The sequence below is a fragment of the Tolypothrix tenuis PCC 7101 genome, assembly GCF_963874875.1.
GTDB classification, from domain to species: domain Bacteria; phylum Cyanobacteriota; class Cyanobacteriia; order Cyanobacteriales; family Nostocaceae; genus Aulosira; species Aulosira tenue.
This window is the reverse complement of record NZ_CAWNJS010000003.1, coordinates 189,688-216,164: the sequence shown is the minus strand read 5'-3', so window position 1 is coordinate 216,164 and position 26,477 is coordinate 189,688. Positions and strand designations below refer to the sequence as shown.

The window sequence follows — 26,477 nt, the reverse complement described above, 5'->3', positions numbered from 1 at the left end:
AAGAAGATTGAAGTTGTACCCAAGGAAGTTCCTTCTTTTGCCCTGCCTGTGGTTAAGCAATTGGAATAATGTGGGTAAAGGCAATTTTTTGGTTCGTACTGCTGGTATGGATTGCAGATATCTTGCAACCGGGATATTTGCAGTTTTATAACTGGCGTAATGCTGTGGCATTGGCACAAAAGCTTCAATTTTTATCGCCAACAGTTGTTTCTACTGCTGCACCTGGCGTGAATATGTCTTCTAATCCTGTCTCTACTCGCTATTCCCCTAAAGTTAAGGAATCTGCCACATCCGGAGATGGCCTAAATTCTCCTGATTGCCGTGTAGCTCAGAATGATTTTGAGGAAGTATTGAGTACTGCAAAGATTGGTTGTTGGCAGGTTTCTCCTGCTAATGCAAAAAGGCGTTGAGACAATGCGAATAATCTTTGAAACTGACGGTAAAAAGGAGGTTAGTAATTCGACTGTAACTAGTTTGGATGAGACAGCCGATACTAATTCGAGTGAAAGTTGGAGATATGCGATCGCCACCTCAGTTGTCATTGCAGCTATGGTCATTCCCCAGGTTTCTGGATGGATTGAATCTCAATTGTTAGTTAAATCTCTCCAGAATCTAATACTACCTAGAACTGTTGTTAGTAATAAGGTTTTAAATAACGGTCGAATTGCCTTTCCTACTGCGGCTGGTACTCCTGTAACTAGTGAATTTGGTTGGCGGACACACCCCATTACAGGCGATCGCAAGTTTCACAGGGGAATTGATTTTGGTGCAGCCAAGGGTACGCCAATTTATGCGGTTGATGCTGGCCGAGTAGTTTTTGCGGCTGACAGGGATGGTTACGGCAAAGCAGTTGTTATTCAGCATCAGGGAAGTTTATCCACTCTCTACGGTCATGCCAGTCAGCTGTATGTACAGGAGGGACAACAAGTTGTCCGTGGGCAGATGATTGCAGCAGTAGGTAGTACGGGCTTTTCGACGGGGCCGCATTTACATTTTGAGGTTCAGATTAATGGTGTAGCGCAGAATCCCCGCCCTTATTTACACGAGTATTTAGCTAATCGTTGAAGTTATTTAGCTATTGGCAAGAGCAATGCAAATTGTACCGATTTTTATATCAGGTGTGGTTGGTGCAGCCTGCTCTGTTGCATTTTCTTTCGGAGTAGCTTCACTGCCATGTGGATTGGTATCCAAGGGTGCGGATAGTGTTTGCCAAGTGCGTAGTTTCGGTAAGGCAGTTGATAGTTGGAAATTTGGGTTTGTTGTTGGTGGTTTAGTAGGATTGATTTTCAGTCCTCGTCATCAATTTATATCCCGTTTTCAACCTATTCATTTGTCAACTGCTTCCTTAATTACTTTAGGCATTTATTTCTCAATTTCTCAAGGTAATAGTGTTTCTTCATTGTCGTCAAATAGTTTAAGAAGCAGAGTTAATACAAGTTCTTACTCACCACATCTTTATTCACCACGGTTGAGTGCTTTTTTAGCAACAATTCGTTGGGCAGAAACAGGAACCAGTGAGTCAGAAAGTTATCGCAAGTTAGTATTTAACGGAACTTTTAATGATTTTTCTACGCACCCGTTAAAGAAACAGTGTGCTCCTATTAATGGTAAAAATGTTTGTTCGACTGCGGCTGGTGCTTATCAAATGTTGGATATAAGTTGGTACGACCTTCAGCCAAAGTTAAACTTAAAAGATTTTAGTCCAGCTTCTCAGGACAAGATGGCAATTGAATATATTCGTCGTAATAATGCTTTAAGTGACATTGAAGCAGGAAGGTTTGATACTGCTGTATGCAAAGTAGGTAGAATTTGGGCTTCGTTTCCTTGTAATAATTACAATCAAAATGCTAAATCAATTGCTCAACTAAGAACTTATTATCAGCAACATTTACAAAAGTTTGAAATTTCTAGAAAGTGAAACTTAGTAATGTTACTACCATACAATGACAATAATACTAATCCTGAATTTCAAAAACAACAGCTTTGGACTGCAATTGTACAGGCCAAACAGGATGGTTTAGACAATGAAGAGATTATAGAAAATGTAAGGGAAGCTTTGCCTGAAATAATGGTTTCTTATGCTGAAACTGTTTTAAAGCAGATTGACTTTAGAGCAAAATTATCACGTCCAGTTGTTGAATTTAACTTAGAATTTTTATTTCAGGTGATATACGAATCAGTAATTGCAGGTACAAACGATGATGAAATATTATCAATATGTGCAGAACACTGTACTTTAAATCAGTACGAGTTTGTACGTTATGCACTTGAATATATCCATCTCAATCGAATGCCCTCACAGTGGGAGCAAAATAACGTGTATCAAAAAATGATTGAGATAGTTAGCATCTCGCCAATAGAATCTTTATTTGAATATATAGAATCAATCAAAAATATTTATCTCAAGCATATTGGCTATGAAGTAGTGCAGCACAATCTTTATAATTTATTTTTAAAAAATAAACCAATTAGTTACTTTACTGATTTAGCCAATAAATCTAAAGATAAAATTATTAAAAACTATTGCTATAGAACGGCAGTGCTTGTTGCCCGTGCTACGGATAAGCCAATAGCTTTAAAGCAGGCTGTAGATGGCTCAATTATTTTAAAAGAGCCTAAAGGTTTAAATAGTGAAATTGCTAATAATGAGATTGCTAGCTCAAATGTTTTAACTATGGGACAAGCAGGAGAACTATTAGTTGATACTTTAGAAGATTTTAATATTAATGCTAAGTATGTTGATGCCAAAAATGGCCCTACTTTTAACCGTATTAGGGTAAAACTCGGACGGGGTGTGAGTTATAAAAAAGTAGAAGACATAGGTAATGACTTAGTACAGCAGCTTGGTGAAGAATTAGGCTTAAAAGTTGCGCCAATGGTGAGTGTAGTGCCTGGGGGAGTTGTATTTGACATACCCAGGTTAGACAGACAATTTGCTTATTTTCGTGATTATTTTACTTTTGAGGGCGAACCTGACATTTATTCGGTGTCTATCCCCGGTGGTGTTGATGTTGATGGCACTTATGTCGAAATTCCTCTTTATAGCGATAACGTGACTCATATCCTGGGTGGTGGGCGGACGCGGGGTGGAAAATCGCAGTTTGAGAAAGCCGCAATCTTATACTTAGTGCGACGATATCCCCCTTCTGTTGTTCGATTGGCACTTTCAGATGTTAAACGTGTGACCTTTTGTAAATTTGATGGGCTTCCCCATCTTGTAGCCCCAGTTGCACGTGATGCAGCGTCTACCGCTAACTTGCTTGATTACTTGGTCGAAGAAATGGAATTGCGCTACCAGGAATTTGAGCGCCACAGCAGTATTGAAACGATCGCACAGTACAACTCACGGTTCGCACCTGATTGCATCATGCCACGAGTGATTTGTCTAATTGACGAGTGTTTTGACCTGCTTTCCGATGATAACTACTGCGATCGCATTGAGACTGCGCTGATGAAGTTGCTTGCAAAAGCGGGTGGTGCAGGGATTCATGTATTGTTATATACTCAACGACCTGACAAAAACGTGATAGACCCGTTGATTCGCTCAAACTTTCCAGCGAAGACAGCCTTTGTTACGACCCGTCCTGAAGATAGTTGTATTATCCTGGGGGACGATAAAGATAAGCGTGCAGTTTATTTGCTGGGATACGGTGATTTTTTGTACAAGACGACTGAAGTTTTACGACTCCAAGCTTTATATGTTGCTGACGATGAAGACCCTGAATACTTTCAGCAATTACTCTTGGAAGCAAAAAACCAGAACGATCCTTATACAGCATGGAAATCCGGGTTAGACTTTGATGAATTTGTCGTTAGTTTGTATGGCGAGAGTAATGATAATGGTAAATCTAAAGCCACTACTGCTACTAAAACTAAGCAATCTAAGACTGATTTTGAGGGCAGTTTTAGTTTTAAGGTGCAGCTTGACGAAGAAGCAAGAAACTCAATTATGAATTTGCATCAAAAGGGCTATCAACTTGATGAAATTGTCAAAGCAGTATTCAATTTATCCCGTCAAGATGGTAGGTCATACAAGAAATTTAGAAACGTTGTCGAAGAATTTTTAAATAACTTTAAAGGTGGTGGTGAAGATGATATTTGAACTAACCATGCCTTTACCCCCTTGTATGAACGAAATTATTAACCAGGCACGGTCGAGTTGGCAAGCAAGTGCTGAACTTAAGAAGTACTGGACAAACTTAATTGGTGAATTTGTTAGAGAATGTGAATTTTATTTAGATAGTACAGTGTGGATTGAGTTTCATTGGTATCTCAAAAATTTTGCACGAGATAGTGATAATGTAGCTGCTGCCGCTAAATTTATTATGGATGGGCTAGTTACAGGACGAGCAATTCGTAACGATAACCTGACAGTTATCCAATCACCTGTTGTTCATTACTATCATCGCAGTAGTGGTGACGATGGTGTACTGTTAAGACTTTCACAATCACCTGATTTTTTATTAGATAATTTTATTGTATCTAACAAATTTTCTAGAAAAAGTTTAGAAAGACACAATCAAAAAATCACACATTTAATCTCAAACAAATTGTAGTTTATCTAAAGGATAATGGTAATGTTACGTTATAAAGAATATACTTGGTTGATTGGGAAACTAAAAGCAGGCAAGAATGTTAATTTATGGGGTAAACAGGATATTGGTAAGACTTTTACTGTTAAAAACTGTTTACTTAAAGATATTACTTTAAAGTCTGTTTATCTTAATCTTGAATATCCTTTTAGTGTGGCTCATCTATTTGATGTTATTCCTATGGGTTTTGATTTGTACTACCAGCAGGATTGGCAAAATATAGTAACCGAATTATCTGAAGGATTCAATAGACTACTTGTGATTGATAATTTTGATAGATTGCACTTTGTTAGCGATAGTTTTAGCGACGATTTATTGAGATTGCAACATTTGGCTAAACTAGAAAATTTTTCTTTACTATTAATATCTCGAATGCCGCTAAGATGTTTCCATTTTACGGGTTTTGCTAACTGTTTTGAAGAATTGGAATTAAACGAAACTAATACTTGGACTTTTGGAAAATAGATATGGGATTTCTAGATATTGTTATTTGGTGATATTCCAGTTCGGTTAGATTGTTGTTTTAAGCAACAAAGCAAGTTCGACTCTTGCTATCACCATTGGGAATGAAACTACTACTGAGACTGAAAATTAACGAGTACATATCTATTAAATAGTTTTGGAATTGTTAATAGAGTAAGGGGTAGGTTAGTAGTGTAATTCTCAGCAAATCCCAATTTGTGCCGGGGCGAGAGTAATTAAAAATCTTGTGACCTGCATTTTGGAGGGATGAATTATGTTGAAGAAGTTTGCGTTTAATGGCTTGAGAAACCTTAATGCTGCTTTTGGAATGGTGTCTTTGACTGCTATTGCTTTAGGCACTATAGCAACTTTTTCTGGTTTGGGCTTATTGTACTTAGCTAGGGGCGGATTCCCAATAGTTGAGAAAGAACGCTCTGGACAAATTGCCTATATTGGCACTGGTGCTATTGTATTGGGCTTTACCGGAATTATTCTTGCTTCCTTGGGCGGTGCTTTCTTAAGCATTGTTGAAGAATCGGAGGAAACTAATTCGAGTAGAAAAACTGCAAAAATAGCTGACATAAAACCGCTTGTATTAACAAAAACTGAGAACTCTGAAAAATCTGATTGTCTGCCTTTAATTTACACTTACACGGTGATGAATTTTGAGAGACATCCTGATTCAAAGTGCTTGGTTGCTTCTAGATTTGAGGAAGAACCATATCGGAAATTCGTACTTTACGAAGAATTACGTTCTCACCAAATTGACGACTTGGCAGTAATCTATGATGAAACAGATCCAGACAGATTAATTGGACAAACCTTCTCCTCATATAAACCTTTACCTTGTGAAGCTTTAGAGGAGCATTTAGATATACACCGACGCTATATTAATGCAGTTAATAGCGAAGAATTTAGTTATTGCTATTTGCGAGTATGTGCTGGGTGTAAGTTACTGCATGGTGCCAATAATATTGTTTGTGGGATTCATCCACATGGATGGTTTGACAATGGTTGCTGTCCAGATAAACAATGGGATGAACGTAAGGCGTTGTTTCCATTTGAAGATGATGCTGTTGTCGAAAATTTAAATAGAGAAATATCGTCCAATCAAGCGAATATTTACAAATTTTACGGCAATCTTATCTTGTGGGATGAATACGCTAACCGTAGGTTTTCTTTTTCCTACTCCGGTATCTTGCTTAAACATTCTGACAGACTGCTTGAGCTTGGTATGGAAGCAAAACTTCTTTCTTACATCCAGTATTTCCGTACTCGAAATGTAGTGGTCTTTGACTACGTAGCATCAGGACGAGTTTTAGAGTTTGCAAAGGAACTTAATGGCATAGCTCAAATTGAAGTTGATGGTGATGAAATATCTATCTTTTTTGATATATATGCGCCCTGTCATCGCTTTCGTCGTGATGGTGTATCGCTGCATCCCTACTCAACTTTCGTTCCTCAAGAACTTAGATATAACTACAACTTGGTTAGCTACGTTAACTACCTTAAGAGTAAAAAATCTGGAGTGCTGAGATGAATAAGGAAGTTTCTAAAAGCTGCGAGTACAAGTCGGTAAAATCACATTTTTGCAATTTCTGTATCTTGAACTGATAATTTCTCCAATTTAACAACTGCAAATTTTGGAAAACTTAGTTCATCTAATTGCTTAAAAAGGCAATTTATCCTCCTTCCTCCTGCTATTGGTTGGGATACGTATAAAAGCTTTCACTCAGTACGGGGGTTTCCCCCGCTACTGGGTGGTAAGTCGCTATAACGCCGCCCATCAGTAATTCATGGAGGAACCACATTATGTCTGCTTTTGCAATATCGCCTTTTGTGCAATCTGTTAATGATGTTTTGTTTCCAATCGAGTTGTTTTTGATGGTCTTCCCAATCTTCTATGTGATATTTGTCCCTGCTCAATCAGTATCACTTCAAGTTAGTAATAGCGTTGGGGTGATTTCTGAAGAGTTGCCAGTTTTGGAAACTCATGGGAATTTGACTGGTGTTGGTGCTGTTTCTGTTCGGGAAGAATTATCCAAACCAGAATCTTCCATTATTGAAACTGCGCCGCCAGTTGTTGAAACTGGGGTTGCGGATGAAGCTAGACAGCTTGTGCTGTTAGACGTTAAGGAAGAAAGGAAGAAGCTTTTGGATTTAGGTGCGCGTAAGCTGCGACAGTTCTGCAAAGAACGCCGAATTCAAGGCTATTCTACCGTCTACAACCATAAAAAACTCGATGGACTCGTTGATTTTCTGATCGCACAACAAGTGACTTCTGCTCAAGTAGCCGAGGTTATGGAAATGCTAGCTTAATTTTGGATGAAAAGCCTCGGTAAAAACTGGGATTGCAAAACTACCCCCTTGGGATAGGATAATACTTGCTTGATGACTCTTTCTATTAAGGTTGAGCTTCTAAAATGCGTCCTATACTTCTTGGCGATAGTGTTGGTAAACCTCTCCTAGCGGCTTCTTCTGCTACCTGCATATGGTAGTGGTGCTTTGAGCGACTAGGTTTTCGGTTCTTGCTCCATTCGCTGATTTCGACAATTTTGCTTGCCTCTGTACTTTTGCACTTCTTAGGTCTGCCTACGTTGACACCCAATACTTCATTAGCTTTTGCGATCGCTGACTCCTGGGTTTCTGACAAGATGGTACTTGATGTCCATCTTTTCTTCCACTTTGCTATTGAGTTTTCGGTAACACCAATCTCTTGGGCTAAAGCTACATATTTTTTGCCTTCGTTTAGCCCTAGCAGAATTTTCGCTCTTTTGCTAACTTCATCGCTGCTCGTTGCCGCTATGTGTTCTAGTGCTTGTTTTTCAAGAGAATTTAATATCTGAAGATGAGGCATCTAAAAATTTACCCCTCTTTACTGTACAATTTTGCCAAATGGAATGAAGCCTGATATACTCTTTTTGTAGCGTTCATTTTTTCTAAAAACCCACCCAAAGCCCTGTTTGCACCAGGGCTTTGAGGAGAAAACAAGCCCACCTGTTAGTAAAACAAGGCGGAACATTGTTTTGTCAACTTAATTAACTAGAGACATCATATCATGAGTTTAACCAGTTTTACAAACCTTTCTTTAGGTAGATGTATTTTTCCCAAAAATAACATCATAAAATCTCTCTTCAATCGCGCTGGTTTTAAATGGGTCAATAATAATATTTCTCTACTGGAAAAATTTTATTTAAGAGATTGTTTGATAAGTAATTGTTCATTATTTACATAAGTTAATTATTTTTTAATAATATTACTTCACTGTAGAAAGTGTCATAAGTTCTGCTGCTTAAGTTTTCCTGCTTTCTGCTGAGGCTTTTCAAAATTGAACTTATCTTTTTTAGGCAATTTGTAACCCGGAGTATCGATATGTCTGAGGTGCATAATCCGGCAATTACATATATTTCTCCTACGGAGTTGGTCGTTCATCCGAAGCTGATAGAAATATATGGTGAATATGAGGTTCGTCCCGCTTTAGAAAAAAGTATCTCGGAAAAAGGGATTCTGGAATCTTTAAAGGTATCTGCACGCACTGGTGTAAATGTTGTCTTGGCAGGTAAGTGCCGCTTGCAGATAGCCCGCCAGTTGGGAATTTCTGCTGTAAAGGTGGAATTTGTCGAGTCTAGTTCGCCTGAAGAAGATTTGAAATTAGTGCTTGATTTTAATCTTCATCGAGAAGGCGGAAAGACTCATTACCAAAAATTTCACGAGGGGCAGTACTGGGAGAGCGTACTTCGTCCCCAAGCGAAAGAAAGACAACGGGAAAGTGCCCGTCGTTTGAATGAAACGAAGTATTCAAATTTGAACACTTCGATAGATGAGAATCAATTTCAATTAAAGAAAGGTAAACCTGTGATTCAGGAGGTTTCAGAGAATCTAAGAATAAGCGTTGGTAGTTATCACAAGGGTAAAAAAGTATTTGAATATATTTCTCAATTAAGGGAACTGCAAAAATTTAAGGCAGTTGTTGCACTGGAGGCGGAATTTAACCGGAGTATTGATGCAGCTTACAAGTTTGTTTGCAATCAAGATATCTGTGACCAGGTGATAGACCTGATTGAAGCAGACGAGATAGGTAGTATAAGTGATGGTATCGCTTGGATGCGGAATGGCGATCGCAATCCGTTTCGGCGTTTCCAAATTGGTCAAGTATATCAATTTAAGGAAAGACTGCGGACAGAGTTAGAAATCGTGGGGCGTGTTATTGGTATAACTAATGAATTTGTTGTGTTTGGATTGAGGAATTTAGTAAATATGAACCTAGAAATTGTGAATCTACGTCCGCGACAGATTGATGCAGAGTTGCAAGATGAACCATCTGCTGAACAGAGAGCAAGAATACTTCACTTAATGGAAAAGTTTAGGGATGTTTTTCCAGTTCAGGTATCTTTAGCTGAATTGTTAAAACTACCAAATTTAACTGATAAAGAGGAGGTTTTATTGCGGATGTATGAGTCTGACGTATTTGAAAAAACTTGGGAGGATTATAAGAACCAAATGCAAGCAATGGAAGTGTCTACAAATAGAAAAAAGGATAATATTCGTGCTGCATAGGTAGCTGTGAGCAGTTAATCTAGCAGAGAATTTATCCCACAATTTAACGTTACCTAATAGATTAGCATCTCAATACTGATTGCAGTACGAGTTCATGTTTTGGGTGCCGAACTCGTATGGATATATTTGACTGTTTTTTGTGTTTAAGTTCTTTGGTGGAGTGTAATTTCATCTTCACTTATTGTACTAACTTCTGCCAGTTTTTGGTGACACTTTTAGGTGTTACTACCTTTGCATTCTTATTCCAAAACTATTTTCTAGATTTAGTAACAACTTTGCTAGAACTGACGTATTTAAATAGCTCTCAAAAAAAAGTTGGGTAGCCGCATTGTTGTTGGTGAAGCGTGTTGGACTAAATCTTAGCCTAAGCCTACGTATGTCTAAGCCTAAACAAGTATAACCTCTGTTTGCTTTCAACCATGAGACGATTACCAGTCGCCTCCAACAAGCGGATAACCAACCGCTTCTTAATCAAAATAAAAATTTCAAATTTAGGCTAACACATTTTGACCAACAGCGAGGCTACCTGATGCACTAAAACCATCAGGACAGTCACTCATGTTCCAAGAAGATTTCGGGGCAGATGTTGATAACAGGCCCCAATTAAGTCTTTCACAGCCTGCAAAAAAGAAAATTAAACCCCACCTACCCGCAGAATCTTTGGGTAAACGCTACATAGAGCGTTTTTGGCATCCATTTGGGGCGATAGTTGCCCCTTCTTTAGTAGAAGGTGCAAAACCAGCATGGCGCACTATCGATCATTACCTGCAACCTTCCCAATTGTGGAAGCTGCACCAAGATAAGTCAAAATTAGTAGGTCTGCGTTTTGACAACACAACCCGTTACGCCACAATCGATTTAGATTGTTTTGGCGACTACCATAACATTGAATCCATAAATCGCATCAAAGCGGCACTAGAGGAAATCGGCATAGTCGATGTTGTCATTCTCCAGTCCAGCTTTAGTGGTGGTTATCATTTGATTTTAAACTTTGCATCTACCCTGCCTACCTTTGCTTTAGCCTGCGCCTTAGAAATTACCTTGAGAAATGCAGGCTTTATCCTGCGTCAAGGACACCTAGAAATCTTCCCCAACACTAAACCATATAGTGCCAAACAAATAACCAACTACAAAGCCATCCGTTGTCCTATGCAACCGGGTAGCGGGTCATTTTTACTTGATGATGACTTACAACCAATTAGCGATTCCGTTTCTATCTTCCTCGATTATTGCGATCGCGCAGCCAGTCGGCAAGATTTAACCAAATTAAAACGGGTAGCGAACAAAGCCAAAAAACAAATTTCACGGGAGAGATATCGTAAGCAAGAGTCTGCTGATGCTGCACAGTGGCGTGCCAACTGGGAAGAAACAATTGCGATCGGTTGGACAGGACAAGGACAAACAAACACCCTCCTACAAATCTTTGCAGGCTACGGAATTGTCTTTCTAGACTTAAGAGGCAATAAATTAGTCGAATTTTGCGTCTCCACCGCAATCAACGCCCCTGGCTATAAGCAATATTGCCGACACCAACATGAAATCGAAGCTAGAGTACGGCATTGGGTAGAATGCACAATTCGTAACAAATGGTACAGTGCCTACGTTAGTTATCCAGAACGGCTGTTGGGTACATTCGCCAACACATTTGCAGAAGCCATAGCAGGGGTTAGCAGGATCGATCAACCCAAAGATAACGTAATTCCATTTGACCGTCGCCACCAGCAGAACTGGGAACGTAGCCAACAAGCCCAAAGACGCATCCAGATAGTAGTAACAGCAATAGAGTGGGATAGTGGGTTACCAGCAGGGGCTACTGAACGGGCAAAAGCTATACGTGCTGAGTATAAACGCCGCTTTAACAAAACTGTCTCTCAAGAGACACTACAAAAGCACTTACATTTGTGGCATCCCACACGCTACATTTTAGACCCTTGGGCAGAAAATAGCTTAAACCCTTATCAATCAAGCGAGAACGGGCAATTTTACGAATTTCAAAGCTCATTTGTAAAACACGATACTCAAAATCCTTGTGGAATAAGTAATTACGTTCATTCTTTCTATATGAAGGTTTTTTGTAGGTGTTTACCTCCTACTGCTACAGCCCCCCAAGGGCTGGAGTCAGCAGAGGTAGTTGAACAACCTGATGTTTCTCAGTCAGACTCAGCTGTCATCCTGCCTGCGGAAAATCTTGAATTTATAAATTCTTTTAATACTGCTGAAATTGATTCAAATAAAAGCAGTATTAAATTAGAGAATTCAGTTCATACAAATATTTTACAATCAAATCAATTCAGTTCTGATCAGGATTTTATATACCTGTGTAGCTCCGGCACGTCGTCAAAAATTGATAATCAAAACTTATCTAACACGGAGGATAACGGGCTGGGTGTAGTTTCGATACCTGCTGCGGTTCCATTAGAACAACCACTCCAAAACCCCAACAACGGCTTGCACGGTGCATCTGTTGGTGACGAGACTGCTGATGTTTCCTACCGCATTGAGGAACTCAAGCGAGTGACAAAACTACGGCTAATGGCTTTAACCCAAGCTAAGGCTAAGGTGCGCCAATACTGTTTAATCACGGGACATATTCTCAGCACTCAAGAACGCGATCACTTAGAGCAAAGTGCCAAAATGCAATTCTACCTCGATTCGGGTAACGAAACTTTAATTGCAGAAGCTAAGGAGTGGGCGGCTGCCAATCCTGGATGTTTACCATTTTCCTTGGAGTTAGAGAGCGAAAAATTTTGGGAAAGATGAGGGACATCAGGCGGTAAGATGTTTGGTATTTTAGACTTTAACTGCACAAAAAGAGGTGATTCAGCTTTACAGAAGTTATTATACTTGTGAGTAAAATTTGGTACAAAAATATAGAAGGAGATATGAAAGATATTTTAATGGAAAAACTGTTTAATCAAGCAGTTGAACCAATCTTCCAAGCCAACAATTTAACTAAATATTCAGCACTGAAACAAAGAGAGGATGAATTTAAATCACTGTTTAATATTGAATTAGCAGAATACGTGGACTCGAAAAGAGGATTTGATTTTTCTCTATTTATCCGCGACTTTTTAAGTGAAGATTGCTTGCCGTACAGGGACGCTATTCAGCAAAAATATGGAAAGCGGGCAGCAGATTTGATTGGGGAATTAATTTGTATTTGAAAGTAAAAAAAAGTTAGTTGATAGTTAGAATTTATGACTATACGGCCAGCGTTCCGTGCAACTTTAACACTATGTATCTGTATCTTCCTGACTTAATTGTTGCTCAAACTCAGATATTGAACCTGTAGTTACTGCTTTTTCTAACAATTGATTCAATAACTCAATATCATATAATTTATTTAATTTTTCTACTAATTCAGTAGAAACATCTTTAAATCGAATTGTTAGGATTTGAGCAATATATTTCTGGGTAGCTTCTGCTATACCTATGCGTTCTATGCTTGTCATGTATGTCATTTTTTGTTCAGCCTCAAAACGCTCCAATTCTGCTTTGAAATTTAAGTCTAACTCCGGTGGTAGAGTCATTAATCTATCTAGCAACCGGAATATTTGCTGGATTTTATCTCTACTATAGCCTAACTCATACATTCGTTTAATTAGGCTCAACTTCCACTGCAAACGACCAGTTAAATCTTGAGTTGTCGCTTGTGTCCGCAGGTGCGCCATCACCAGAACGGCAAAAGGACTATCACTTTGTTCTAATTCTGACCAACGAGATTCATAGTCCAGTAGCTTGACAATGGGAAATTGAAGACTAAGGCGACATCCCCAACGACCATAACTATACTCTTGTGGTCGCCAGTTGGCTTGATTATCCCCCAGAATTGCCAAGCTAACAACTTCTTGGTTATAACGGTCAAATATTCTGTAGTGGTAAGAAAACATCCGTTTAGTGAAGTTGGGATCTACTTGGCTTTGGATTTCTAGATGAATAAGCAACCAAGTTTCCTTTCCATTTTTTAGCCAAACTTTGATTAGCTTATCGACGAATTGTTTACCAATTTCAGATTCTCTCATCAACTGCTGCAATTCTTGATCGAGGAATTCATAGCCTCTCTCCCAGTCAATTTCTGCTTGAATATCTGGAAAAAAGAATGCAAGAAACGCCTCAAAATATTGTTCTACACCTTCCTTCCAAGCACCATCGTAATCAGCTCGTACTTCATTCATAGATTATTTCCAATCAAAATATCATAATCCCCTTTTTGAAAGTCAAGTAACTTTAAACGACATAAAATTTATGACTAATTTACATAACAACAAATGTTGGTTTAATGTGGAATTTTGTTGCTTGTCTTTTTGAACAAGAGATTACATACTCAAAGTAGTTTATTCAAAATAAATTAGGAAAAATTTATTGAGTAATATAGTTGCTAATTTCTTTATTTCATTAATTTATTGATTTTTGTTTATAAATTAAAAAGTTAGATTGACATTAACCTAACACAACAAAGTTTAGGTACTTTGTAAATAATATTATGACAAGAAAAAATAAAGAACAACCAGCCATGTCAAACAATACTTCCTCCAATACTAATGATAAGCCTCAAAAGCGACTGATAATTATAACAGGTGATAAAGGTGGCGTGGGTAAAAGTACCTTTGCACGAGCAATATTTCAACTTTACATTAATAAAAATTTACCCTGTGTTGCTTATGAAGCTGACTTAAGGAATCCTCAGATAGAAAGATATTTTCAAAAAGATTACCGCCCTATAATACGTTATATTGATATTTTTCATAGAGGTGGTGCTGATGATTTATTAATTAATCTAGATGAGAGTGATTGTCCTATCACATTATTAGACTTACCTGCACAATCTGGAGGTTTTTTTGAAAGTTATGTCAAAGAGCTTGCATTTTTTGAAGTTCTGAAAACTGAAATTAATTGTCGAGTGACAATGGTTTCAGTCATTAGTAGAGTTCTTGACTCTATAAATGTTTTAGAAAAACTTCGTGAGCTTTGTAAAAACCAAGTAGATTATATTGTTGTCAAAAATCTGTTTCATGGTGAAGAAGAAAAATTTGAGCGATATAATGACTCTTCCTTACGTCAGAATATGCTTGCAGAAGGTCTGATAGAACTTTTAATGCCAGATTTATTCTACAAGTCTTATGACTTTCTTGACCGTCATGCTTTAACCTTTAATGAAGGTCAGACTCATAAAGAAACAAATATTGTAATTAAGTCAAGAATTAAATCTTGGCTTGGTGAGTTTGAAGCGCAAATTAAGCCAGCATTTAATTTATTAGGTTTTGATATACAACCAGATGACTGTTACTACCCAGCAGTTGTGGAAAAATCTAAAGAGCTTAGAGAAAACGAAGAAAAAGAAAAAGCTAAAAACCAAGATGCAAATTTACCATCTGAAGATATAGCTGCTTAATTGAATAGTTTGCTTGGTTTTTATGTTTGGAAAGCGTTTTGTAATTACATCGGGTGATGCTCGTGTGGGTAAGTCCACAGTTTCTCGGCTCTTGCTGGAATTGTACTTGAAAAGTAAATGCAATGCGCGGGTTTTCTACCACGGTTATCGTAATAAGCTATCGATGTATAAATCAAAAGGTTTTGAAATAAACCATTTGGGATTGTCTAGGGGCGATTCGGATAGATTATTACTGGACTTAGAAATGTTTCCAAATATTGATGTAGTTTTGACAGATATGCCAGGTCAAAACCATCAAGAGTTCAAGTTTTTTGATAAAGATGTTGCACTGATAGAAAATCTTAACCATCTCGGATATCGCGTTACTTTCTTGCACCCGATATCACATCGTAAAGACTGTGTTGAAGATTATCTTCAGGATTTATACAACCATTTTGGTAGTCAAGTTGACTATGTTGTTATCAAAAATTATTACTTTGGCAAGCAATTTCGATACTATGAAGGTAGTCAATTCCAAGCCGATATTAAAAAATTAAATGGTTTGGAGCTAGTTTTGGGCGGGTTGCATAACGACTTTTACCAGTTGCTTGAGGATACTGGTTTACCCTATGCTCAACTTATTGAAACTGACTCCCCTCTTAATACTATTCAGCGTTCGATAGTATTCAACTGGATAGAGAATTTTAATAATTCTATTGTTTCTAATGAGATTGCTTTGAATTATTTAGGATTAGGTAATCACTGTACAGAACTAGCTTCTGTAGGTACAAATCAACAACATCCTTCCAATTTTGATGTAAATGAAGATATTGAATCTGAGGAATGGTAAGTATTAGCTTTACCAAATTGACAGTGAGGTTTTAAATTAACTATTTAAACAACCCATGACCAATATTGCAAAAGTTGTTGAAAAAGTTATTGCAGAATATTCTGAAGAAAAGAAAGCAGAGGTCACTGATTGGATACTTAAATTGGGTGTTCGACCTGATGACCCCTTGTTTAACCTATATGCGGAACTAGGTACAACCCAATTTGCGTTGCAGCAACTACCTGGTAGGCTTGACTCGCTTGTGGTGGGTTGGACTGACATGGTAGACGATAAGTTAAATAGTGCTTCTAAGGTGGCAATACAACAACAAAAAAGTGCGATCGCCCAAGCCGCTAAGGATCTAATTAAGATGACTAAGCAAGCTGGTGGGGCATTGCCTCTCTTGGGTGTAAGTAATTGGCGATTGGCACAAGTAGCGGGAGTGTTGGGTTTTGTACTGGCTTTGGGATCTGCAATTGGTGTTTTTACATACAAAACTATTGCTGAAAGTGTAACTTTTCAGCAGGCGGCTTCTGGAACTGCTATTTTACAACCTGAAGATAAAAAGCTTCTGGATTGGGCTAAATCCAATGAAGGTAAGGTAGCACGTAGTATTTATGTTAGAAACGCTGCCATCATTAAAACTTGCCGCCAGCAGAAGAAGTATTCAGGCGGCTGCATAATTGCAGTTGATTAATTTTTTAGGCAACCCAGCCTTTGTATCCCTTATTACTTGTTTTAGCTGTATCCTTTTGACCATTTTGGTTGGTTTTGACTCTTGTGTGGGTTTCTTGAGTAACTTCTTCTTCGATTTTCATGTCTGCAAAGCTGAGGATTCCCAGGCGGATAGCTTCCCGGATAGCGTTTAATCTATCTTTGACTCCTAACTTGATAAATGAATTATGTAAATATGACCTGACTGTACCTTCGGAAACATACATGACATTAGCAATTTCATTATTTTTCATGCCACCAGCCGCTAATTTGAGAACTGTAATTTCTTTATTAGAGAAATCACTTAACAAATCTAGTGAATTTTTATCGGCTGTGTCATTTGACCTAAGATTATCAATCAAAATGCGATTAATAGTTGGGTCAATCCATGATTCATTATTGTATGCAGCCATTACTGCTTCAATGAATCTTTCTCCTACTTCTTCTCTGGCATTATTTTTACAGTAATAGCAGTCTGCGCCATTACTAATTGCTGCGTTAATGGTATCTCGGCTGCTATTTGCAGTCATAACCACTATTTTAATTGACGTGTGTTTGCATTTAATTAAACTTATGACATCAGTGCCATTGATATCAGGTAAATCAATATTTATCACCACGATATCTGGCTTTTGTTGGTCAACAATTTCTATTCCTTCCTTTCCGGTTTTAGCAAGGCCACATACCTGGATTTTACCAGTTTCAGATAATATCGTCGCCGCACCGACCCTAGATATGTTCTCATTTTCAATGATGACAACATTAATAGGTTTCATATTACATACTGTTTGGTTTAGTATTGTCCCTGATAATAATACTTATACCACTTACTTTTTACTGTTTCTTAATCTTTACAGTTACTATAAATTAATCAGCTTATTTAAAAACTTTATTTTTAATTTTAAAAAATTTACAAAGTGATTGGATGGTTTGTGTAGTTTTCATTAAGCAATCTATTTACTAGGCAATTTTATTGATCAGTTTTAGTTTTAATAGTATTTATCAAACTTAGGGAGTAATAAACGATTTTTTATGAATTTAAATCAACTTTTAGGATGGATAGAAAATATTATTGTTTGGTCTTTAATAGGAATGCTATGTTTGGTCGGGTTAGGCAGATTACCTGTTAACCCGACAAGTTTGTTTGACTTTACTGCGTCTTTTTACTATTTTTCTGTTGCGGTTGTTATTTGCCCCAAAACTCCCTTGAGTTTTAATAACAAGCTAGTTTTGGGGTTTATAGCTTTTTCGTATGGTGTGTGTTTTGGGTTGATTTAATTTAATCTGTCTCTTGAACAGCATCCTGGTTTTTGAATTGTTGTTGGTTCTGTTCGCAGCGTGCTTGTTGCTCATCGAACAGAGCCTTAAACCGTTCAAATTCATTATGGGTAAGGTTATTGATGATGATAGAGTAATTCTCTGAGCTATTATTACGAGATGCTAGAAGTGCTTCTTGACTTGCTTCTGAATCAGGCGAATTTCTATCAAGGCTAAGAGTTTGTGAATCTTCTTCTGATTTTAGACTTGCAGTATATGCCTCACTTTTATAAATGATACTTTCTGTCTCTTTGTCTGGTTTTCCAAATATATTTAAGCGATCTAAAATTACAGGAATAACAAATTGTTGAATTTGTAAATTAGCGATAAAAGATTGCACTTTATCGTGTTGACATTCTTCTACTAGGTTGCCATTATTGTCGTCATTTTTATTTGTGAGGTGTTTTAGAACTTCTGGTTGAATTTTCGTTTCTGAGTACTGGCTGGCTTCGGGTTGTAAAGATGACTCTGGACTAACTGGATTAACAAAATTGACAGGTTCAATTTCTGTGGAGCTTAACTTGACTTCCTCTTGTGCTATTTCACTGATTCTATTTATTTCTGAATTTAACTTTAACACAGCCTCTTGTCGTTCCTCAGCAGTTGGAGGATTTTTTGCATATTCTTCAAATTTCTCATCAGGTATATTAAGCTGTGCGATTAATTCTCTGAGGAGACAAGCTTGCATTGCTGGAGTTAAACCTTCTACTGGAAGTTCGATTAGTTCTTTCATACTAAAATTACCTCTCTACTAAATATTTTTTGACATCTTTGAGTGCATTATTGATGCGATCGCTCATAACTTGAAAATCTTGTAATGTTTCATCACTAATGTTACTTACTTGAGTTTTTCCTTGTTTAACATATAACAAGATATTATCTTTTTTATCTTTAACTAGATAAGTTTGGTTTTGAGTTTGAGTGGCAATCTGATATTTCTCTGTTTGGACTGTCATAATGCCATTAATATCTTCTTGCCCAATTGTCTTAACTACACGTTGAGCAAGACTGGTCATCTCATTAACTTTTTCTAATTCTTTAATGTCTTGTTCCATTGCCTTAAAAGTATTCTCAAGACTAATATTTTCTTGAATGTATAAATTAGTTACCTCTTGAATTCTATTGAGATATGTGTCTGATTTACCGAGTTTTTCAGCCGCCATATACCAGTCTTGGAGATTTTGCACTGTATTAGCTTTCATCCGCTCGATAATGCTATCCATCGCTCCAACCTGCTGCATTTTAGGTTGAGCAAGTGATGCGAGTGCTTGGTCAATATTTGGTTGTTGGCTTTGTTGTGATGAAGAAATACTCTTGTTTTTAGCAATTAATGAGTTATCTGATACTTGTGTATTGGTAGAAATAATATCGCTACTAACTTTGGTGTATTCTACAGGATTAAATACAGCATATCCTTGGGAAGTTTGTTCTACTTTGTACCCTTTTTCTTGGAGATAATTTTTAACTAATTGGTCAGTTCCTTGTGCGCTTCCAACTATAAAAGAGCTTTTTGCTGCTATTGCCTTATCAAGTAAGGGTTTATAGTGATTTTCAAATGTTTGGGCAATTTGCTCGCTTGTTACTCCACGCCACGGGCCAGATCCGGACACCATAATGATGTCTTCTTTTGAATAATTTCCTGTGTTGGCGCGTTCCCCCCATGCTTGCTCGTAATTTCGTGTGCTTGAAGGTGTACCGGGAGGTGCAGCTGATTTACCGATAAACTGGGTAGCTAATTGGGCCATCGCAATGTCTTTTTTCATGTGTTCAGCGACGGCGGCGTTTATAGGTTCGAGTTGGGAGAGTGGATTTGTGGGCCGCAGAGCAGTCTGTTGGGACTTGTCGTGCTGGGTTTGTACTGTAGTTTGTTGTATTTTTGCAACTACATATATATACGCTTCGCTAAGAGCTTGAATAAATGCGGATTCTTTACCCTTACCCTGCCACTGTTGATCCTGGGCATTAGTAATGCTTGTACAATTCTCTAACCAATTGATTCCCCCACGTTTGGCGATCGCCTCAGTTAGCCGGGGATGTTGTTCGAGTTTAGCTTGAAGCACTTCTACCATTAGCTGGTATTCATCAACTGATGGATGCAACTGCTTTTGGTGATTAAATGCGTGTTCAGCGGATGCGTATGCTACCCCTTGAGGTTTTTGGACATGGGTTTCTAATCCATACTGCCCGGCGGGGGCTTCTGGATTATTATTGACTGAAACTTGGTAATCGTTTTGCAGCTTGCCTTGTTCTTTGGCAAGTGCAGTGGCAAGGCTGAGTGCTAGTCCCAGCCCATCTTTAGAGTCTGGGCTGATATTTACTGGAGTTGCAGCTTGTTTTTGGATGGTTGGGAACGGAATAATTTTGCCATTGACATAATCTCCTAGTGGCTCTATGAATAAGCCATATACCTGACTTTTACTCGCTTGAGTTTGGGTAAGTTCTTTTGGTGAATGCTTCTCCCATCTCGCCCAGGCTTGCTGGTAACTTGGGTCTTGAATCATTTGGGTGGTAATTTTATATTGCTTACCTACCCGAAAAGCAACTTGCTCGCCGTTTTTACCTTGGGCGATCGCAATATCTCCCTCATTGATACCATAAGTTTTTTGGTAGTCTACACCTCTGGTAGTGTGTATCCTACCGTGTCCGCGCATAGCATCGATGGTTGTGTTAACTGGTACTGTGACAGCTTCACCGTGCAGATGCAGCGAATAAACCATTGGTACTGGTTTGCCAGATATAGTCGGGTTGTCTGGAATCTGAGGATTAGCAGCGCGTGCCGCAGTAGAATTGCCAATGGCGATAATTTCTTCGACAGTTGGTTGGTTTGAAGAGTTTGAGGGTATGTTTTGGGTGACTTCTCTGAGGCTGGTATAACTGCGCTCTACTTTAATTTCTCCCCCTGGTGTCCACTCGTTAGCTTTGATGGTGAGGTCGTTGTTGCTTTGGACTACCGCACGCGGAGGTTGGTTTGAGGTGAGGAAGTTCTCAAATTTTTGGCGAACGCTGTTTTCTCTGCCCAGATCATTTTTAATTGACCAGATGTTGATAGACCATCTGCCAGCCTCAGTATTCAGTGCAGCGTGTTCGTTCTTGCAGTTAAAGCGGGTTACTGTACCTGACTCAAGTTTAAACTCTTGGTATGGTGCGTCCTGATTCTCTTCCCTAGTCCATGCCATTCGTTCCTTAGCAGCGCGATAGCCCCAGTCAGAATTTCCGATATTGATGCTGCGGGCCTCCGTCGCGGCGTAGGAGTCATCGCGGTGGTAGTTAATGCCAGCGCCGGGGTTCTCGGAATAAGTTACCAGCACAATATCAGCGTCGGGATATACTTGTTTGACAAGTTCCATTAGCTTGTCGTCCTGTACCCCTGGCTTGAAATCTTTATCCTTCAAATCCCATTTTGCACCGACCCATGCGACTTGTCTCAGTGGTGCATAGTTAGATTTGTCATTTTCAAGTATGGGTTTGAGGTGGGTTTCAAGATGCGATCGCAATTGTTCTACTTTTTCCTCGCTTACCTTACCCAATATTTCGATAGCTTTAGTTGGATCGGCTTGACGGGAGTTGGGTAGTAATATTGGTTGATTCTTAGCTTCTAATTGTGTATTCTTTACTACTTGTATCTCAACCGCGTTTTGATAGACTTGTGAAATTCCTGCAACTGTGGCGTTAGTATTTAATTGAATATTAGTTGTATTCTTTTCAGATAAAGCTTTAGCAGGAACAATTGGTACTGGAGAATCTTCTTGATTGAGTTCTCTTGGACGGTTAGGAAGTGCTTTTAGAGCTTTTTGGTAATCACTATTTTCTGGAATATGGTTTAATTTTAAAAGACTACCTTCAGTTGTAACTTTTTCATTTAACTCTGTAATAAGCTGTTCGTAGCGGTCAAAACCATCAACTTCACCAATATTAATAGGTTCTCCAAGTAAACTATTAAATTCTTTCTTAATTTCCTCACTAATTTCATTTTTATTAAAAATAAATGTAGCTGTGTTACTCTCAATAAAATAATCGTTTTCAGTAGATTTTGATTCTAACCAAGTGGCTACAAAGATTGCGTCTTGTGCAGGAACTACTAATCCAAAAGCTTCTTTAGTTTCTGTCTGCGTTCCATCGGGGGAAGTATATTGTTGATTTGGATTATAAAAATATACAGTTTGTTGGGGAATGATTGGAGTCGGTTGTGACGGTGTGTCTGCACTTTTGATATGACCACCAGCACGGTTAATAAAGGTTTGTCTTAATTCGCTACTGATAGTAGTTTCATCAAGTACGAATACAGTCATTCCTTTTTTGGCTTCTAACCGAGCTTGTGATATAGGAAGCTGTTCGTATGATACTCCTATTTTTTCGAGATACTTTTTGGTTTTTTCGGTTATATTTTCATCAACTGCTAATCCTAAAAGCCCGACTAATTTTTGTTCTTTATCTTGAAACATGATTGTAGGGCGTTCGTTAATTTTACCGAGTATTTGGTTGCGTTTTTCCTGCTGCTCGGTTATGACAGTCTTTTCATTACTTATAAGCTGGCTGCGTTTAACCCATTTGTCAGGATACTGTACTGTTTCTGGATCAATAGTTATTTTACACGTACTTTCATTACTGGTAATCTGTACAGGGATAGTGGTTCGTTGTTGGTTTGGGCGAATAATACCCGTATCAATTAATTTTTGTACAGTGCTAGTTTCTTTCCTTTGCCACTGTTTTTGTACATTCCCTTTATTTAAATCAGCTTCGAGACGTTCATTATGCTGACCAATAATACCGAGCGATTGGTCGCCAATTTTAGCAATATAAACGTGCTTTTTATCAAATGCCCTGACTAAAGTTTCTTGAAATGCTTGGTTGTTAATTTCCTGTTTCTTGTATATTGGATTCGTAATATTAATTCGTAACAGATTTCTCTGAGATGTTTCTGCTATAGCATAGGCATTTTGTCCAGTGATAATGGTTTGAATTTTAAGATGTAACTTTTGCCCATTGCCAGGCTTTTCTGCTAGCCAGCCTTGAGCAATACCTTCTTTGATTGATTCTTTATCAAGATTGCCTAGTTTTTCAGGTTTATTACCATTTTGAAGATAAATAGTATAGTCTTCCCGAATCAGGTCAACCTTTTCGATTGTTAACATTACAGGTTCATTATTAAACCTTTGGGAATTTCCAAACTTATTAACTTCGCCTACTTTGAAAGTGAGTTCTGGTAATCCGGGTACTTTGGTTGTAACAGAGGTGGTGTATACTTCACCTTTTTCAACACTGCCAATAGCAATAGTACCAATTGGTAGCCGGGCATTACTTTGTTCAATATTTCCAAATGTTTTGTAACTACCCTCTTGATTCTGGATTTCAATTACACTTTTTCCATCTTCAGCTAGATTAAATCGAATACTCTGAGGTTGATTTTTATTAAAAAACTCACTATTCCGGTCAAATCCAGTGATACTAAACTCGGTAAACTTGAGTGTATCTAACTGACTGATAATCTCTTGAGGAAAGGCAGCAAAGGCGAAATTAGAAACTTTATTTTGGCGATCACTACTTTTATCATTACTATTCTCACGAGTAGTTGATACCGCCCAGGTGGCAGCTGCCATTGCCAGCTTTTGGTCGTCTGGAATCGAATTATAAAAGCCCTCGGCTATCTGGTAAGCTCTTTGGTAAAGAAGTTTAATTTGACCTTCGCTTAGTTCAGGCTGGAATGATATTTTGTTAGATTTTATTTCTTGTCCAAGAGTAATTCCTATCTCTTCGAGTTTATTTTCTTGCTCCCTCGCCAGTGTTCCTAATTTTCTAAACTTGGGTTTACCATTCTCAGTTTCATCGTTAATTTGAGCATAAACTAAATATTTATGTGGACGGTTATTATTGCGCTTATCTTCAGATATTTCTGATAGTTTTATCGTAATTGTATTAGCTTTCCAGATAAATTCATTATCATACTGTAGAAGATTAGTTACACTTACTTGATTACCATTAGCAAGGGTAATATTTGCAGACGGCCCTTTTTCAGTTTCTTTTTGTTTAGATAGCTCACTTGCTCGGTTGAATGATTTGTCGAATTCTTTTTTGATGAGGGTAGCTCTTAATCGCTGTTCGTGAGAAAATTCAACCCCTTTAAATAAAGCTTGAAATTGAACGATTTCACGCGATTCTAGGCGAGCTTTTTCAAAATACTGATTGGTTTGAGCAATTAGCAACTCAACAGGTGAGTATCCCGTCGGTTGAATTATATTGTCAATATAAACATCTTTCTTCTTATCCTTAATATAGTTGACTTCACGGTGAAGAATCCGACTATTGCTGCGAATAATTTCAATTTCAGGTTTTTTGGCACTTTTGAAAAGGTCAACTGCAATTTGATTTTGAAATGCTGCCTCGGCAATCATTTCACGGTACATTTGGGTATTAATGTTCATCGCCACTAGTGTATTGGTGGGTTCTTGCCCAACAGTTTTGATGAACTCTTCCATGTAACTGCGATACTTGCTTGGAATTTCCTTCCCTTCAATACCCTTGGATTTTGCCCAGGCTTCTGTTTTGAATAAATCTTCGTAGTGTTTGGCTACCTGCTGTACGTATTCAATTTGGTCTTTCTCGCTACCAAAGCTTTTCAGAATCGTAATTTCTGACTCTAACGCCTCAATTGCGGTAAGGTGATTGTTGATAACACCCACACTAATGCCATCGCTCATGTGGATGGCGATTTCCTCAAATTCTGGCTGACTGCCATCTTTTTGGTAAAAAGATTGTTTTTTAAGTTTGACAGTTGGAGCGTAGGCGTTTTCAGGAAGGTTGCGCTCTTTTGCTTCGATGGTTAGGTTGGGATACTTGCTTGCCCGCTCGAAGCCGATACAATCACCATCGTAATCGCGTGCTTGACGCTCTTGTTCGGACTCTTGAGGAAGAATTTCTAATTCATAACCAGCTGATTTTAGTTCTAAAATATACTGATTAAATTTGTTAGTAAACTCGATTTTATCTTGAGTTTCCAGCTTACTAATATTTTGGTCTAAGTAATTTTCAATACCTTCTAATCGAAGATTTTTTCCTTGAGCTTCTGGCAGGATAGATTTAATTTGCTCATTAAGACGGTTGTAAATGCGATCGCTTGTTTCGTCCGAGACAGCGATCGCACCAACGAGAGGTTGACCATCAGGCCCAAGGATATCTTCTACAATTTTGTTAGTTGAGACGCACAGACCATTTGAGTTGAGGAAAGGGGAGCGGAAGTTGAGAACTTCTTCGTCATCTTGATAATGCGGTATGGAAATTTCCCCATTTTGCAAGTCTTTGGAGGGAATGACCATTGCTCGCTCAAATGTGAGCGTCTTGCCGATGGCGATTTCTTTCCACTCGTTTTGGACGAACCGGGCGAGTTCGCGCTGTACTTTCTCAGTTTCGAGAAGTTGCCCCTCTCCTTGCAGGTCAGCTTTGATGAGTTTGTAAATAAACGAGTCAGTAGCAATGCGATCGCGCAAAGTCTCTAATTCTTCTGCTACTGTTGGATCTTCTGCTGCTTGTTCTTCTAGGGTGGTTGCTTGTTCTTCAAGAAAGGCTTTCCGTTTCTCGTACTTTTCGCAGTAAAGTTGTGCAAGTTGCCGAGGATCATCCTGTGCTTCTTTAAGCTTTTTGGCTTCAAGTTCTAATTTTTCAGTAAAGTCTTTCAGTCCGTTAGGGAATGAAGCGAGTAACTGCGATATAGCTGTCTTGCCGAGTTCAGATTGTGATTTTTCACCTAGCCAGATACTTTGCCTGTACAATCCAGGTTGAATTTGAGGCTTAGTCGGGCCATTAGGATTATCTTTATCAGTTCCCTTGAACGCAGATAAGGGAAGAATTAAGTCAATTTTAGTTGAGTTATTAGGGTCTTGATAATTAAGGATTTGCTCAAGGTTAGCAGGGCGTAGTGTACCTTTACCAAAGCGGTATTTGTTATCATCTCCGTCTCGATCAGTCCAACCAAAGCGGTGCTGAATTACTCGATATTTATCACCTTTTTGATGCTTGGTTAATTCGTGATATAGATCTTTTGATATTTGTCCATAACAGTCTCCTGTTAGGCGATATGCTTGGTCATTACTGATAATGCCGCCATTTTCACCATTATTATCATCAACTATTAGGATGTTTAACTCTTTATTGACAGCATTTCTACATGAACCAAGAAAGATAGACCCGTAAGCACCTCTATCTTTGTTATCAGGGCATAATTGTCTAATTGTATCTAGGCATTCTTCGGGGCCATATAATAACCGAGTTTTTGATGATAATAATAATTTATGACCTTCAGGATGATTAGTTAATTGTTCCACAGTAGACTTTTCGTCCATATGCCCGAACGAAAAGTTTACCCCAGGAAAGAAATATTCTATTAGGGTATTATTAAGTCCTTCCTTTAACAGCGAATCTGGATTATGTGTATTACCATCTGTATGAATCCATTGATTTAATCTAGTGTCAAAATGTTTAGCTTGAATTGTCATATATGAACAATTAAACTTATAAAATTAAAGATAAATTTTCACTTTTTGGCACTAAAATACCCGTAGAGTTTAATTTTACTTTCTCTTTATGAGTAATCTATTCAACAAATTTCTAATATCAACTAACAAAATGTTGGTATTTAAAAATA

19 protein-coding genes are annotated in these 26,477 nt (G+C 38.1%); 14 read left to right on the top strand and 5 right to left on the bottom strand.

Annotated features, from left to right (window positions below):
• Positions 1-68: 68 nt before the first annotated feature.
• The 8 genes from AACU25_RS36255 to AACU25_RS36220 all read left to right on the top strand — a co-directional run bounded on the left by AACU25_RS36255 (position 69) and on the right by AACU25_RS36220 (position 7,373).
• On the top strand, positions 69-410 hold the full coding sequence (locus tag AACU25_RS36255) for a hypothetical protein (protein ID WP_096585442.1): 342 nt from the start codon (positions 69-71) through the stop codon (positions 408-410).
• Positions 411-414: 4 nt separating this feature from the next.
• A complete protein-coding gene (locus tag AACU25_RS36250; RefSeq protein WP_096585465.1) occupies positions 415-1,065 on the top strand; it encodes a peptidoglycan DD-metalloendopeptidase family protein in 651 nt (216 codons plus the stop codon).
• A gap of 25 nt (positions 1,066-1,090) precedes the next feature.
• On the top strand, positions 1,091-1,918 hold the full coding sequence (locus tag AACU25_RS36245) for a glycoside hydrolase family 24 protein (RefSeq protein WP_096585440.1): 828 nt from the start codon (positions 1,091-1,093) through the stop codon (positions 1,916-1,918).
• 9 nt (positions 1,919-1,927) lie between these two features.
• The gene (locus AACU25_RS36240) at positions 1,928-4,102 is read left to right on the top strand and encodes a DNA translocase FtsK (protein ID WP_096585438.1); all 2,175 of its coding nucleotides are present in this window, start codon (positions 1,928-1,930) and stop codon (positions 4,100-4,102) included.
• Positions 4,092-4,556: a hypothetical protein gene (locus AACU25_RS36235; protein WP_096585436.1), complete on the top strand. Its 465-nt coding sequence runs from the start codon at positions 4,092-4,094 to the stop codon at positions 4,554-4,556. The genes AACU25_RS36240 and AACU25_RS36235 overlap by 11 nt, the downstream gene beginning before the upstream one ends.
• 21 nt (positions 4,557-4,577) lie before the next feature.
• Positions 4,578-5,057, top strand: a complete 480-nt coding sequence (locus AACU25_RS36230; RefSeq protein ID WP_096585433.1) for a hypothetical protein — start codon at positions 4,578-4,580, stop codon at positions 5,055-5,057.
• A 271-nt stretch (positions 5,058-5,328) separates the two neighbouring features.
• Entirely contained in the window at positions 5,329-6,594 is a 1,266-nt protein-coding gene (locus AACU25_RS36225) for a hypothetical protein (protein WP_096585430.1), read from the top strand.
• 272 nt (positions 6,595-6,866) lie between these two features.
• The gene (locus AACU25_RS36220; RefSeq protein WP_096585427.1) at positions 6,867-7,373 is read left to right on the top strand and encodes a hypothetical protein; all 507 of its coding nucleotides are present in this window, start codon (positions 6,867-6,869) and stop codon (positions 7,371-7,373) included.
• 85 nt (positions 7,374-7,458) lie between these two features.
• On the opposite strand, the gene AACU25_RS36215 is transcribed toward AACU25_RS36220, so the two are convergent.
• Positions 7,459-7,911 carry a helix-turn-helix domain-containing protein gene (locus AACU25_RS36215; RefSeq protein WP_045873776.1) on the bottom strand — a complete coding sequence of 151 codons (453 nt, stop codon included), beginning with the start codon at positions 7,909-7,911 and terminating at the stop codon, positions 7,459-7,461.
• A gap of 515 nt (positions 7,912-8,426) precedes the next feature.
• Here AACU25_RS36215 and AACU25_RS36210 point away from each other — a divergent pair.
• The 3 genes from AACU25_RS36210 (at position 8,427) to AACU25_RS36200 (ending at position 12,775) form a co-directional block, all read left to right on the top strand.
• Positions 8,427-9,611 (top strand): ParB N-terminal domain-containing protein, encoded by a 1,185-nt coding sequence (locus AACU25_RS36210; protein WP_096585424.1) that lies wholly within the window; start codon positions 8,427-8,429, stop codon positions 9,609-9,611.
• Between the two features lie 558 nt (positions 9,612-10,169).
• Positions 10,170-12,371, top strand: coding sequence for a hypothetical protein (locus tag AACU25_RS36205; RefSeq protein WP_096585421.1), 2,202 nt, complete (start codon positions 10,170-10,172; stop codon positions 12,369-12,371).
• Positions 12,372-12,457: 86 nt separating this feature from the next.
• On the top strand, positions 12,458-12,775 hold the full coding sequence (locus tag AACU25_RS36200; RefSeq protein WP_313934715.1) for a hypothetical protein: 318 nt from the start codon (positions 12,458-12,460) through the stop codon (positions 12,773-12,775).
• Positions 12,776-12,844: 69 nt separating this feature from the next.
• Here AACU25_RS36200 and AACU25_RS36195 read toward each other — a convergent pair whose 3' ends face one another.
• Complete coding sequence (locus AACU25_RS36195) at positions 12,845-13,786, bottom strand: RpnC/YadD family protein (RefSeq protein WP_096585418.1); 942 nt, start codon at positions 13,784-13,786, stop codon at positions 12,845-12,847.
• Between the two features lie 308 nt (positions 13,787-14,094).
• Between AACU25_RS36195 and AACU25_RS36190 the strand changes: the two genes are divergently transcribed.
• The 3 genes from AACU25_RS36190 to AACU25_RS36180 all read left to right on the top strand — a co-directional run bounded on the left by AACU25_RS36190 (position 14,095) and on the right by AACU25_RS36180 (position 16,508).
• Entirely contained in the window at positions 14,095-15,003 is a 909-nt protein-coding gene (locus AACU25_RS36190; protein WP_096585415.1) for a P-loop NTPase family protein, read from the top strand.
• Between the two features lie 163 nt (positions 15,004-15,166).
• Positions 15,167-15,832, top strand: coding sequence for a hypothetical protein (locus tag AACU25_RS36185; protein ID WP_242048724.1), 666 nt, complete (start codon positions 15,167-15,169; stop codon positions 15,830-15,832).
• 55 nt (positions 15,833-15,887) lie between these two features.
• Entirely contained in the window at positions 15,888-16,508 is a 621-nt protein-coding gene (locus AACU25_RS36180) for a DUF6753 family protein (RefSeq protein WP_096585410.1), read from the top strand.
• 4 nt (positions 16,509-16,512) lie between these two features.
• On the opposite strand, the gene AACU25_RS36175 is transcribed toward AACU25_RS36180, so the two are convergent.
• The 3 genes from AACU25_RS36175 to AACU25_RS36165 all read right to left on the bottom strand — a co-directional run bounded on the left by AACU25_RS36175 (position 16,513) and on the right by AACU25_RS36165 (position 26,328).
• A complete protein-coding gene (locus AACU25_RS36175; protein WP_096585407.1) occupies positions 16,513-17,301 on the bottom strand; it encodes a response regulator in 789 nt (262 codons plus the stop codon).
• Between the two features lie 503 nt (positions 17,302-17,804).
• Entirely contained in the window at positions 17,805-18,575 is a 771-nt protein-coding gene (locus AACU25_RS36170; protein ID WP_096585404.1) for a hypothetical protein, read from the bottom strand.
• 7 nt (positions 18,576-18,582) lie between these two features.
• Positions 18,583-26,328 carry a hypothetical protein gene (locus tag AACU25_RS36165; RefSeq protein ID WP_096585399.1) on the bottom strand — a complete coding sequence of 2,582 codons (7,746 nt, stop codon included), beginning with the start codon at positions 26,326-26,328 and terminating at the stop codon, positions 18,583-18,585.
• Positions 26,329-26,477: the final 149 nt, after the last annotated feature.